We start from the raw sequence: 12,819 nt of genomic DNA on the forward strand, positions 1-12,819 counted from the left end.
ATGCGTAAAAACAGCGTAAAAAATACCCGCATTAACGGTGAGGTTTTAAAAGAATTAAGCAATATTATACGCAGTGAAATTAAGGACCCAAGAATCAACCCGATGACATCAGTTGTCGCGGTTGAAGTTGCTCCTGATTTAAAAACATGCAAAGCATATATCAGTGTGCTGGGGGATGAGATTTCACAGCAGGATACAATAAAAGGTCTTAAAAGTGCTGAGGGTTATATCAGAAGACAGCTCGCAAAAAATATTAATTTGAGAAATACTCCGGAGATTACATTTTTACTGGACCAGTCAATTGAATACGGAGTAAATATGTCTAAGCTGATAGACGAGGTTACTAAAAAAGACAGAGAAAATGACAGAGAGAATGGTGACTTATGATATTAAGTGATATTTTAAAAGATGTTAAAAGTGTCGGAATTACAGGTCATATAAGACCTGATGGTGACTGCACTGGCTCTGTTCTTGCATTATATAATTACATTCTGGAGAATATGCCTGAAATAGACGTTGATTTATATCTCGAACAGCCGGGCAGTGAGTTTTACTATCTTAAAAATATTGACAAAATAAAAAATACACCTGAAGATAAGAAATATGATGTGTTTTTTGTCCTTGACTGCAGCAGTCTTGACAGAATAGAACCATTTATAAGCTGTTTTAACAATGCATCCAAGACAGTGTGCATTGACCACCATGTCAGCAATACAGGATTTACAGATTTGAGTAAAATTGAACCACAGGCAAGTTCAGCATGTGAAGTTTTATATGGTACTATGGATGCTGATAAAATCAGCCGTAATGTGGCAGAATGTATTTATACAGGAATTATTCATGATACAGGTGTATTTAAATACAGCTGTACATCAAAGAAGACAATGGAAATTGCCGGCGAGATGATGGAAAAAGGAATTGATTATTCCGATATTATAGATAATACATTTTACAAGAAAACATATGTCCAGAATCAGATTCTTGGAAGGGCACTTCTTGAAAGTGTATTGTTTTATGATGGAAAATGTATATTTACTACTGTCACAATGGATGAGATGGAATTTTATGGCGTTACAGGCAGAGAACTTGGAGGCATAGTTGAACAGCTTCGTCTTACAGATGGCGTTGAGGTTGCGATATTCCTTTATCAGACAGGTGAAGAAGAATATAAAGTAAGTCTTCGCTCAAAGAAAAAAATCGATGTTGCAGCAATTGCAACACAGTTTGGCGGCGGCGGACATGTGCGTGCCGCCGGATATACTGCAAAAGGTTCGGTATACCAGATAATAAACAGTATAGGCGAATTGATTGAAAAGCAGTACAATGCAATGTGAATTAGCATATAAAGGGGATTTATGGACGGTATTATAAACGTATATAAGGAGCCTGGTTTTACATCACATGATGTAGTTGCAAAACTGCGTGGCATTCTTCATATGAAAAAAATCGGTCATACAGGTACGCTTGACCCGGATGCACAGGGAGTTCTGCCTGTGTGTCTTGGGAAAGCAACAAAATTATGCGGCATGATTACCGATTGGGGAAAAACTTATGAGGCGGTTATGCTGCTTGGAAAAACAACAGATACTCAGGACATATCAGGCTCTGTTTTATCTGTCAGTGAAGTAAATGCTGATGAGAGAAAAATTATTGACGTGATTATATCATTTGTCGGAGGATATGAACAGGTTCCACCTATGTATTCGGCATTAAAGCATAATGGCAAGAAACTTTATGAGCTTGCCAGACAGGGAATTGAAGTTGAAAGAAAATCGCGTCATGTTGATATCGGATTTATAAAGATTAATGAAATGAATCTGAATGATGATGAAAAGACAGTCACATTTACAGTTGCATGTTCAAAAGGAACATATATAAGAACTCTTATTGATGACATTGGAAAAAAACTGGGCTGCGGTGCATGCATGCAAAGTCTTAAAAGGACAAGAGTCGGACAGTTTGAAATTGATGACAGTCTTACATTAAATCAGATTTCGGCACTTTTACTAAAAGGTGAACTTGGAGAATATATAATTGCAGCTGATGATGTGTTTGATTATCCAAAACTTTCAGTTGATTCAGAATATAATAAACTGCTGTATAACGGTAATAAGCTGCCGGTTGATGCAGTACGTGAAGTTGAGCGTACACTGACACAACAGGCAGAACAAAAATATCGTATATATGATGAAAATGGTATTTTTATAGGAATTTATGAATACATTGATTCTATGCTTGTACCTGAAAAAATATTTTACAGTGGTGAGCATGATGAAATGTGAGGTGGCTCGGATGAAGTATATTCATGGCACAGAGGATTTTACACTTGACAAAGATTCAGCAGTTACGCTTGGCAAATTTGATGGTGTCCATATGGGACACCAGAAGCTTATATCAATTGTAGAAGAAAAAGCAAAACAAAATAATATATTGGCAGCGGCATTTACATTTGACAGAATTCCGTTAAGTATCTGTCCGCAAAGACAGCAGCATTTTATAACGACAAACAGTGAACGTCGTGCATTTATGGAGAGTCTTGGAATTAATGCCCTTATTGAGTATCCGTTTACTGAAAAACTTATGAATACGGATGCCGGGGAATTTATTGAAGATATAATAATAAGAAAACTGCGTGCGAAAGTAGTGGTTGTAGGAACTGATTATCACTTCGGCAAAGGCAGGAGTGGTGATGCAGATATGCTTGTAAAATGTGGTTCTGAATATGGTTTTGAGACGATTGTCGTTGAAAAAGAAAAATATCAGGACAAAGAGATAAGCAGTACATACGTAAGAGAAGAACTGGTGCTTGGACATATGGAAACTGTTAATGTTCTAATGGGAAGACCATATTCTATTGAAGGAATAGTGTGTCCGGGTAATCAGTTTGGAAGAAAAATTAAGATTCCTACTATGAATATTTATCCGCAGGAAAGCAAGCTTCTGCCGCCAAATGGTGTCTATGCATCAATAACACAGATAGACGGAAAAGAATATGGCGGTGTGACTAATATAGGAACAAAGCCGACGGTGAGTACAGACCAGGTTATTGGAGTTGAGACTAATCTGTTTGATTATGAAGAAGATGCATACGGAAAGCATATTAAAGTAAAACTGCTTCATTTTATACGTCCGGAGATGAAATTTGAGTCAATAGAGGCTCTTTCAAAACAGATGGAAAGTGATGCACAGTTTTCAAAAAGCATGCTGATGCTATAATAAATGCTTGCAATTATGATTTTTTTATGATATAGTAGCAAGGTATGTGAGCCGTTATTCAGTTTCAGGACACTCCGACCTGATTCTTAGTAACAGGCGGTTATATTAAGGAGGATTTAAAGATGATATCTAAAGAAAAGAAAACAGAGATTATTGCAGCATACGGAAGAAAGCCTGGCGATACAGGTTCTCCAGAAGTTCAGATTGCTATTCTTACAGAAAGAATTGCTGAGCTTACAGAGCATTTAAAGACTAATCAGAAAGACCATCATTCAAGAAGAGGTCTTTTAAAGATGGTTGGTAAGAGAAGAGCTCTTCTCGAGTATTTAAAGAAGACAGATATCGAAAGTTACAGAAATCTGATTGCTCGTCTTGGCATCAGAAAGTAATTTCATTGGGCGGAGTGTATTTCTCCGCCCTTTTTACGTTGGCTATTGACCGGGGTGGATATTTTTATATGATAATCCGGCAGCTGGCGTAATAATTTAAAAAGATTGAAGTGATTAGCCGAGACTGCTGAAAAATACATTATAATAATAGTGCTTTTTTCAGTTGTTTCGGGCACTTCATCTTGTTGAAGACAATCGGATATACCGGCGGTGCAGGTTATGTCTGGTGAAAGATAATGATTATTGGCACCGCAGAAATGAGGAAAAGATGTATAAACAGTTTACTATGGAACTGGCCGGCAGAACTCTCCGTGTTGATATCGGAAGAGTGTGTGCACAGGCAAATGGTGCAGCATTAATGCATTATGGCGATACAGTTGTTCTTTCAACAGCAACTGCTTCAAAAGAGCCTAGAGAGGGAATTGATTTCTTCCCATTAAGTGTTGAATATGAAGAGAAGATGTATGCAGTAGGAAAGATTCCTGGCGGATTTAATAAGCGTGAAGGAAAGGCAAGTGAAAATGCTATTCTTACATCACGTGTTATCGACAGACCTATGAGACCATTATTCCCTAAGGATTACAGAAATGATGTTACATTAAATAATATGGTTATGTCAGTTGATACAGAGTGCCGTCCTGAGCTTCTTGCTATGCTTGGTTCATCAATTGCAACATGTATTTCTGATATTCCATTTGATGGTCCATGTGCAACTACACAGATTGGTCTTGTTGATGGTGAATTTATTATCAATCCGTCACAGTCACAGTGGCAGGATGGTGACCTTCAGCTTACTGTAGCATCTACAAAGCAGAAAGTTATCATGATTGAAGCTGGTGCAAATGAGATTCCGGAAGCAAAGATGATTGAAGCTATATATATGGCTCATGATATCAATCAGACAATTATTGAATTTATCGATAAAATAGTTGCAGAAGTAGGTAAAGAAAAGCATACATATGTAAGCTGTGCTGTTCCTGCTGAAATGTTTGAGGCAATGAAAAAGATTGTTACTCCAGAACAGATGGAGGAAGCAGTATTTACTGATGATAAGCAGACAAGAGAGAAAAATATTGATGAAGTGACAGAAAAGATGGCAGAAGCTTTTGCTGATAATGAAGAATGGCTTGCAGTTCTTGGTGAAGCCGTTTATCAGTACCAGAAGAAGACTGTACGTAAGATGATCCTCAAAGACCATAAGAGACCAGATGGACGTGCTATCAACCAGATTCGTCCATTGTCAGCAGAGGTTGACCTTATTCCTAGAGTTCATGGTTCTGCTATGTTTACAAGAGGACAGACACAGATTTGTGATGTGGTAACACTTGCACCATTATCAGAAGCACAGAAGGTAGATGGTCTTGATGATAATGTTACAACAAAGAGATATATTCACCAGTACAACTTCCCATCATACTCTGTTGGTGAGACAAAGCCATCAAGAGGTCCGGGACGTCGTGAAATCGGACATGGTGCATTGGCAGAAAAGGCACTTGTACCTGTTCTTCCATCAGAAGAAGAATTCCCATATGCAATCCGTGCTGTATCCGAGACATTTGAATCAAATGGTTCTACATCAATGGCTTCAACTTGTGCGTCATGCATGTCACTTATGGCAGCTGGTGTTCCTATTAAGAGAATGGTTGCTGGTATTTCGTGTGGACTTGTTACAGGTGATACAGATGATGATTATATCGTTCTTACAGATATTCAGGGACTTGAAGATTTCTTTGGTGATATGGACTTTAAGGTAACAGGTACTACAGAGGGTATTACAGCAATCCAGATGGATATTAAGATTCACGGTCTTACAAGACCTATTGTTGAAGAGGCTATCGCAAGAACAAGAGAAGCCAGACTTTTCATTATGGATACATGTATGAAGCCTGCAATTGCTGAACCTAGAAAGACAGTTGGTGAATATGCACCTAAGATTATCCAGACAACTATTGATCCTGCAAAGATTGGTGAAGTAGTTGGACAGCGTGGTAAGACAATCAATGCAATTATTGATGAGTGCGGTGTTAAGATTGATATCACAGATGATGGTTTCGTATCTGTATGCGGACTTGACCAGGCTGGCATGGATCAGGCTATGAAGTATATCAAGACAATCGTAAACGACTTCGTCGAAGGTGAAATTTACGAAGGTAAAGTAGTAAGTATTAAAGAATTCGGTGCATTTATCGAATTCGCACCTGGCAAGGAAGGAATGGTTCACATTTCTAAGGTGGCAAATGAAAGAATTGAACATGTTGAAGATGTTCTTACACTAGGTGATCATGTTAAATGTAAATGTATGGGCAAGGATAAGATGGGAAGAATCAGCTTCTCAATCAAGGATGCTCAGTAAGGAGGATTGAAATGATAGATAATAATTGTGCTTATTGTGTAGAAGGCGATTTGGTCGCTAAGTTCGGTATTAAGATTTGCGAGCTTGAAACTTCAAAGGTATACCTTTTCAAGGAGCAGAGCCATCCTGGAAGATGTATTGTTGCCCATAAGAAGCATGTAGGTGATATGAATGAGCTCACAGCAGAAGAAAGAGCTGCATATTTTGAGGATGTTGCAAGAGTTGCAAGAGCAATTATGGCTGCATTTCATCCGGATAAAGTAAATTATGGTGCATATGGTGATACAGGTCATCATCTTCATTTCCATCTTTGCCCTAAGTACAAAGATGAATTTGAATGGGGTGGTGTATTCCTTATGAATCCTGATAAGAAGTATCTTTCAGACGAAGAATATGCTGATATGATTGCAAAGATTAAGGCTAATCTTTAATTAAAAATTTTTTATAATAATGCTTGCATACCTGTGATATATTTGATATAAGTATATTACAGGTATGCTTTTTATATAGAGAGATTTGGAGAATAAAAGTATGTATGAAGAGACAAAATGCAGCAGACTACGGTTGCAGCCACGGCGGGACTTGGAGGCATGTTTGTAGGGGCAGAAAAAGGTGCGATGTTAGGTGTTGTATTAGGTCCTGTGGGGGCAGTCATCGGCGGTTTTGTCGGAGGAACGCTGGGGTATATGGCAGGTTCCAAAATCGGAGAGACAGTTGTAAAGACAATGCAGAAAGTACGTGATAAGGTTTGTGACGCAGTAGGCGAATTGTGGGAAACCGGAAGAGAATTTATCGGAAATGCGGTTGAAACCGTCAGAGATAAAATAAGCGAAATAGGAGATTTTCTGTTCGGATGGCTTTAAACAGTAAATATGGGAAGTGTTAAAACACTTCCCATAATATTTTTATATCAAATTAAATTTTTATCTTGAGACTTCGTTTCCACTTGCTGAAAATGCAAGCTTCATAACTTCGTCAACAGTTACAAGGTTGAAATCACCGCTTACTGTATGCTTTAAGCAGCTTGCTGCATTTGCAAATTCGACGGTTTTCTGAGGATCAAAGTTGTTGATTATACTATATATGATTCCGGCACAATAAGCGTCACCGGCACCGATATAATCGAGAATATTCATAAAATATTCTTTACTGTAATAAGCTTTGCCCTCTGTATAAATCATAGACTGGAGCTTAAATGTTGTGATAGAAGTTTCTGTACGCCATACAGAAGCAACCATTTTAAATGGAAAACGTTTTGTAAGTTCTTCGGCAATGTATGCATTTTTTTCTTTATCAGACTTTGAGGCATCCATAGAAAAGATGCCTACGGCATCGTCTTCATTAGCAATACATATATCAACATAAGGGCATAATTCGCTCATTACTTTATTGGCTTTTTCACTTGACCATAGCTTGCTTCTGTAATTAAGGTCGCAGCTTATTGTAAGACCTTTTTCTTTAGCAGCTTTACACGCTGCAAGAGTAATTTTTGCCATATTATCACTTATGGCAGGTGTGATTCCTGAAAAATGGAACCATGTAGCATCTTTAAAAATCTTATCCCAGTCAAAATCAGATTCCTCAGCGAGAGCAATAGCAGAACCACTTCTGTTATAAATAACATTAGTAGGGCGCTGGCTTGTCTTTTTTTCAAGGAAATAGATACCAATCTGGTCGCCGCCGCGTACAATGCCACTGATATCAACTCCATACTGACGAAGGGAATTGACAGCACTCTGTCCAATTGAATGTTCAGGAAGTTTTGTTACAAAACCGCAGTCAACGCCAAAGTTGGCAAGTGATACAGCAGTGTTAGCTTCGCCGCCGCCATAAACAGCTTCAAATTCATGGCATTGTGTGAATCTTTCGTTATTTTCAGGTGAAAGTCTTAACATAATTTCACCAAAAGTAATAATCTTATTTTTCATTTTACATTTTCTCCATTCTCGTATAACTTACATTTGCTGAATTGAAAGTACTTTCAAAACATTATATCTATTGTATCACATCTTTTGGTAAAATCCACTATAAAATCTTATGTATTTGCAGCTTGTGCATTTAAATAATTTGGTGATAAAATAAGAGCATTGGAAATAAAGAAACACTGTATCGATTTTTATTAAAATTATATCTGTATTTTGGAAATGGAGTGATGTTTATGTATAATGAATTAACTGAAAATGATATAAAGAAAATGGAAAAGGAAATAGAATACAGAACACTTGTAGTAAGAAAAGAGGCTCTTGAAGATGTTAAGACAGCCAGGGCACATGGCGATTTGAGTGAAAATTTTGAGTATCATGCAGCAAAACGTGAGAAAAACAGAAATGAGAGCAGAATACGTTATCTTCAGAGAATGATAAAGACAGCAAAAATTATATCAGACGAGTCAGCTGATGATGAGGTTGGTGTTAATAATATAGTTGAATTATTTTATGAGGATGATGAAACTACTGAAAAAATCAAGCTTGTGACTACAGTAAGAGGAGATTCACTTGAGGGACTGATAAGCATTGAGTCGCCGCTTGGAAAGGCACTTCTTGGACATAAAGCTGGAGACCGTGTTTTAATAGAAGTAAATTCGAGTGTAAGTTATTATGTCAGAATCAAGTCAATAGAAAATTCAGATGACAGCAAAGATGAAATTCAGCCATATTGATTTTGATTATTTCTAATAAAAAAATATTAATGCTTGACATATTTGGAGTATTTTGATAATATCATGTTATAAAAATATATTTTTAATAATATTATTGAAGAGGTGATATGTACTGCTTGACAGTGAACAGCAAAGGGCGGTGGCACACTTTGAGGGACCTGCGATGATTCTTGCCGGTCCGGGAAGTGGTAAGACTACAGTTGTCACAAACAGAATACTCAATATGATTGACAATTGCAAAGTTAATCCTGAGAATATCCTTGTAATAACATTTACAAGGATGGCAGCACTCCAGATGAAAGAACGTTTTTTAAAACTGGCATCAGAATCAGATGTGCATGATAATGCAGAGTTATATGACGATGTGACATTTGGAACATTTCATTCTGTATTTTTTATGATGCTAAAGAATGCTGGAGAATATACAGGATATAATGTTATAACACAGAAAGCTCAGAGGGCTTTTATAAGAGAGCAGCTTTTATACTATAATATTCCGTTGCCGTCAGATGGTGAGATGGAAGATGACATATTAAATGATATTGCCAAAGCAAAGGGATGCAGCGAGTCTGCCAGATTTAATCCGATATCATGCGATAAAGATTTTTTTGAAAAAATATATAATGAGTACGAATTATTTATGAATCAGTACAAATATGTTGATTTTGAGGATATGATGATTCGTACATTACATATGTTAGAGAGTGACAAAGAGAGTCTTAACATATGGCAGGAAAAATATAAGTATATTATGGTTGATGAATTTCAGGATGTTTCACCGGTTCAGTTACGGCTGATTAATATGCTTGCACAAAAGAACCGCAACATATTTGTGGTAGGCGACGATGACCAGAGTATATATGGTTTCAGGGGAGCAAAGCCTGATGTGTGCCGTATGTTTACACAGATTTATAAAGAGGCAGAGATTTTCAGGCTGAATATGAATTACAGATGTTGTGAGACTATAGTTAATGCATCATTAAGTCTTATTAATCATAATAAGAACAGGTTTTATAAGAATCTGAAGGCGTTTAATAAAGGTGGTAATTCTGTGGAATATTATAATTTTAATGATATTTCAAAACAGGATGATTTTGTTACAGGATATGTATATAATAAAATTTATAATGATACCAGCAGTGATTCAGATGAAAGTATTGCCATACTGACAAGGACGAATGCTGAAGCCTCTGAATTTACGCGTAAGCTTCAAAAACATGGCCTTAATATATTGTACTGTGGGAATCAATCGGATTTTTTTGATAAGTGGGTTGTGAAGGATGTTATTGCATATTTACGGATATCGGTGGGAGATTACAGGAGACAGAACTTTATAAGAATAATTAACAAACCGCAAAGATATATAAGCAGGATGTATTTTACTGATGAAAATACCGGTTTTAACACGCTTGAAGATAATATCAGATGCAGAGGCAGCAAAGAAAATCTTGAAGAGATTATAAAGCTTCAATGCCATGTTAAGAACATGAATACAATGATACCGTTTGCAGCAGTTAATTATGTGAGAAAGGTAGTCGGTTATGATAGATATTTACATGAATATGCAAGCGAACGTGGTACAGATGTAAAGATATTTCTTGATATTATTGAGAAATTGCAAAACATTTCAAAGAGTTTTGATAATTTAAAGCAGTTCATAGAATATGTTGATAATGTATCGGAAGATAATGTCAATGATGCAGATGGTCTTGGAAAAGCTGATGAATCAAAGACACATTTATGCAGTGTATCTACGATGCACAGGGCAAAAGGACTCGAATTTGATACCGTTATAATAGTGAGTGCCAATGAGAAAAATATACCATATTGCAAGGCTGTGTCTTTAGAGCAGCTTGAAGAGGAACGCAGGCTTTTTTATGTTGCACTGACCAGAGCAAAAAAGAAACTTATTATATGTTCGGTGCAAAAGCAGTATAACAGGAAAATGCAGTCCTCACGTTTTATAAGAGAACTGCATCTTTAAATTGATTTTTGTGGGATTATTCTTCGTTTTCGGCATCTTCTTCGGCATATAGTTCTTCGTATTCCATAGCATCAAGTTCTTCGTCAAATGCGTCAGCAACAGTTTCGTATTCTTCATCTGATTCGATGTTTTCAAGAACCGGTTCACCATTGTCTTTTTCTGTATATCTGTAAAGATACACTTCATCGTTGCTGGCAGCTTCACCTTCAAGAGGAAGAAGTGCTATATAGTTATTATCTCCGGCAGGAAATATTCTTACTATGGCACATTCACATTCTGTGCCATCATCTAAAGATAATGTAACAGTAGAATATTCATTTGCATTGTTATCAGCCATTACTAACCTCCATATAAATAGTTTTTCTTAATAAAACTTTAGCAGAATAATTGTATTATTGCAATATGAGTTAACAAAACTTAATGAAATTTCAAAAAAACTTGCATATGTGATGAAAAAGGTGTATATTAATTACAGGATTAAGAGAGTCAAAGGAGACAATTTTGGAATGTTTTTCCAGAATTGTCTTTTTTCTCTTTAGAGGGAAAATATATGAAAGTTGGGAATGTGTTATGGATAAGATTGATAAGAAACTGATTACATTATTACAGCAGGATGCAAGAATGCCTTTGAAGGCACTGGCAGAGAATGTTTTTTTGTCATCTCCGGCAGTATCTGCAAGAATTGAAAGGCTTGAAAAAGAGCAGATTATAGAGGGATATGAGGTCAAAGTCAACAAGTTAAAACTTGGGTATCATATTACAGCTTTTATAAATCTTGAAGTTGCACCTGTCCAGAAACCGGATTTCTATCCATTCATCAAGTCGTGTCATAATGTTGTAGAATGTAACTGCGTTACAGGAAATTATTCAATGTTACTTAAAGTTGTATTTCCTAGTACAATGGAGCTTGATACATTTATAGGACAACTCCAGAAGTTTGGAAGAACGAGTACACAGATTGTGTTTTCAACACCGGTTGAACCAAGAGGAATAGATGTCAATGTAGAACTTCCTGTTAATGATTAATTATGTATTTAAATGACATTTTAATATTAAAAAAGTATAAAATAGCACTGATACGTTGTTTGTCAGTGCTGTTTTTGTTAATATATATATAGTTAAATGAAAAGGTTTTGGAAAAACAAGGAGGACAAATCCTCTGCTCCCCGGAGTGGTCGCATTTTTCCTTCGGAAAAACAAGGAGGACAAATCCTCTCCTCATCAAGGGATTCGGATTTTTCCTTCGGAAAAACAAGGAGGATATAGATGGAATTTCAGAGTAAAGCAGTACAGATGAAAGAAAACGTAAGTAAAGTTATTGTTGGAAAGGGAAATGTTACAGATTTAATTCTTACAGCATTGATTGCAGGAGGACATGTTCTCCTTGAGGATGTTCCGGGAACAGGTAAGACTATGATTGCAAAGTCATTTGCAAAATCAATAGATGCTGAATTTGCAAGAATTCAGTTTACACCTGATCTGCTTCCGTCAGATATTACCGGTATTAATTATTATAATCAGAAGCAGGGTGAATTTGTTTTCAGAAAAGGACCGGTATTTTCTAATATTCTTCTTGCTGATGAGATTAACAGGGCTACTCCACGTACACAGTCAGCCTTACTTGAATGTATGGAAGAACATCAGGTGACGGTAGATGGTGAAACAAGAAAACTTGGATTTCCATTTATCGTAATTGCAACACAGAATCCGATAGAAACAGCAGGAACATATCAGCTTCCGGAAGCACAGCTTGACAGATTTTTGTTACAGATTTCAATGGGTTATCCTAAGCAGAATGAAGAACTTGAAATTATAAAAAGATTTATGACAGATAGTCCGCTTGAGAGCCTGTCAGCAGTATGTAATGCAGATGACGTAAAAGGCATGGTTAAAGAAGCAGAAGGCGTGCATGTTGATGAGGCGATTATGAATTATATTGTTGATATTGCTGATAAGACAAGAAATAATATAAATATTGCGATTGGTGTAAGCACAAGGGGTGTTATTAATATGGTGAAAGCTGTAAGAGCATACGCATATATCAACGGAAGAAATTATGTAGTTCCTGAAGATGTGTACAATCTTGCGATTCCTGTATTTGCACACAGAATTTTACTTTCTCGAGGAATATCGGACTCAGCACACAGAGAAGATGTTATGAGGGAAGTTATCGGACAGTGCAAGGTGCCTACAGAAGACTGGAGCAAATAAAGAAGGA

The 12,819-nt window shown here is 36.6% G+C and carries 14 protein-coding genes; 12 read left to right on the plus strand and 2 right to left on the minus strand.

What is annotated here, in order from left to right; genetic code table 11:
• The 8 genes from rbfA to WMO38_RS09260 all read left to right on the plus strand — a co-directional run bounded on the left by rbfA (window position 1) and on the right by WMO38_RS09260 (window position 6,821).
• Window positions 1–387: a 30S ribosome-binding factor RbfA gene (gene rbfA / locus WMO38_RS09225; RefSeq protein ID WP_349162375.1), complete on the plus strand. Its 387-nt coding sequence runs from the start codon at window positions 1–3 to the stop codon at window positions 385–387.
• Window positions 384–1,334: a DHH family phosphoesterase gene (locus WMO38_RS09230; protein WP_349162377.1), complete on the plus strand. Its 951-nt coding sequence runs from the start codon at window positions 384–386 to the stop codon at window positions 1,332–1,334. The genes rbfA and WMO38_RS09230 overlap by 4 nt, the downstream gene beginning before the upstream one ends.
• 21 nt (window positions 1,335–1,355) lie before the next feature.
• Entirely contained in the window at window positions 1,356–2,282 is a 927-nt protein-coding gene (truB, locus tag WMO38_RS09235; protein ID WP_349162379.1) for a tRNA pseudouridine(55) synthase TruB, read from the plus strand.
• A 10-nt stretch (window positions 2,283–2,292) separates the two neighbouring features.
• On the plus strand, window positions 2,293–3,216 hold the full coding sequence (locus WMO38_RS09240; RefSeq protein ID WP_349162381.1) for a bifunctional riboflavin kinase/FAD synthetase: 924 nt from the start codon (window positions 2,293–2,295) through the stop codon (window positions 3,214–3,216).
• A 122-nt stretch (window positions 3,217–3,338) separates the two neighbouring features.
• On the plus strand, window positions 3,339–3,605 hold the full coding sequence (rpsO, locus tag WMO38_RS09245; protein WP_021867146.1) for a 30S ribosomal protein S15: 267 nt from the start codon (window positions 3,339–3,341) through the stop codon (window positions 3,603–3,605).
• Between the two features lie 268 nt (window positions 3,606–3,873).
• Window positions 3,874–5,958: a polyribonucleotide nucleotidyltransferase gene (locus WMO38_RS09250; protein WP_349162433.1), complete on the plus strand. Its 2,085-nt coding sequence runs from the start codon at window positions 3,874–3,876 to the stop codon at window positions 5,956–5,958.
• Window positions 5,959–5,969: 11 nt separating this feature from the next.
• Window positions 5,970–6,389 carry an HIT family protein gene (locus WMO38_RS09255; protein WP_021867148.1) on the plus strand — a complete coding sequence of 140 codons (420 nt, stop codon included), beginning with the start codon at window positions 5,970–5,972 and terminating at the stop codon, window positions 6,387–6,389.
• A 117-nt stretch (window positions 6,390–6,506) separates the two neighbouring features.
• Window positions 6,507–6,821 carry a hypothetical protein gene (locus WMO38_RS09260; protein ID WP_349162382.1) on the plus strand — a complete coding sequence of 105 codons (315 nt, stop codon included), beginning with the start codon at window positions 6,507–6,509 and terminating at the stop codon, window positions 6,819–6,821.
• Between the two features lie 60 nt (window positions 6,822–6,881).
• Here the strand turns inward: WMO38_RS09260 and WMO38_RS09265 are convergent, their stop codons facing one another.
• Window positions 6,882–7,886: a PfkB family carbohydrate kinase gene (locus WMO38_RS09265; protein ID WP_349162384.1), complete on the minus strand. Its 1,005-nt coding sequence runs from the start codon at window positions 7,884–7,886 to the stop codon at window positions 6,882–6,884.
• A gap of 230 nt (window positions 7,887–8,116) precedes the next feature.
• Between WMO38_RS09265 and WMO38_RS09270 the strand changes: the two genes are divergently transcribed.
• Window positions 8,117–8,617, plus strand: coding sequence for a GreA/GreB family elongation factor (locus tag WMO38_RS09270; RefSeq protein WP_349162385.1), 501 nt, complete (start codon window positions 8,117–8,119; stop codon window positions 8,615–8,617).
• A 112-nt stretch (window positions 8,618–8,729) separates the two neighbouring features.
• The gene (locus WMO38_RS09275; protein WP_349162435.1) at window positions 8,730–10,601 is read left to right on the plus strand and encodes an ATP-dependent helicase; all 1,872 of its coding nucleotides are present in this window, start codon (window positions 8,730–8,732) and stop codon (window positions 10,599–10,601) included.
• 16 nt (window positions 10,602–10,617) lie between these two features.
• Here WMO38_RS09275 and WMO38_RS09280 read toward each other — a convergent pair whose 3' ends face one another.
• Window positions 10,618–10,938, minus strand: coding sequence for a DUF1292 domain-containing protein (locus WMO38_RS09280; protein WP_186837061.1), 321 nt, complete (start codon window positions 10,936–10,938; stop codon window positions 10,618–10,620).
• Window positions 10,939–11,171: 233 nt separating this feature from the next.
• On the opposite strand from WMO38_RS09280, the gene WMO38_RS09285 reads away from it, so the two are divergent.
• Window positions 11,172–11,627 carry an Lrp/AsnC family transcriptional regulator gene (locus tag WMO38_RS09285; RefSeq protein ID WP_349162386.1) on the plus strand — a complete coding sequence of 152 codons (456 nt, stop codon included), beginning with the start codon at window positions 11,172–11,174 and terminating at the stop codon, window positions 11,625–11,627.
• 240 nt (window positions 11,628–11,867) lie between these two features.
• Complete coding sequence (locus WMO38_RS09290; RefSeq protein ID WP_349162387.1) at window positions 11,868–12,812, plus strand: AAA family ATPase; 945 nt, start codon at window positions 11,868–11,870, stop codon at window positions 12,810–12,812.
• Window positions 12,813–12,819: the final 7 nt, after the last annotated feature.

Origin of the sequence: Lachnospira hominis (ex Hitch et al. 2025) (genome assembly GCF_040096395.1) — a bacterium.
In the GTDB taxonomy this organism is placed as follows: Bacteria; Bacillota; Clostridia; order Lachnospirales; family Lachnospiraceae; genus Lachnospira; species Lachnospira hominis.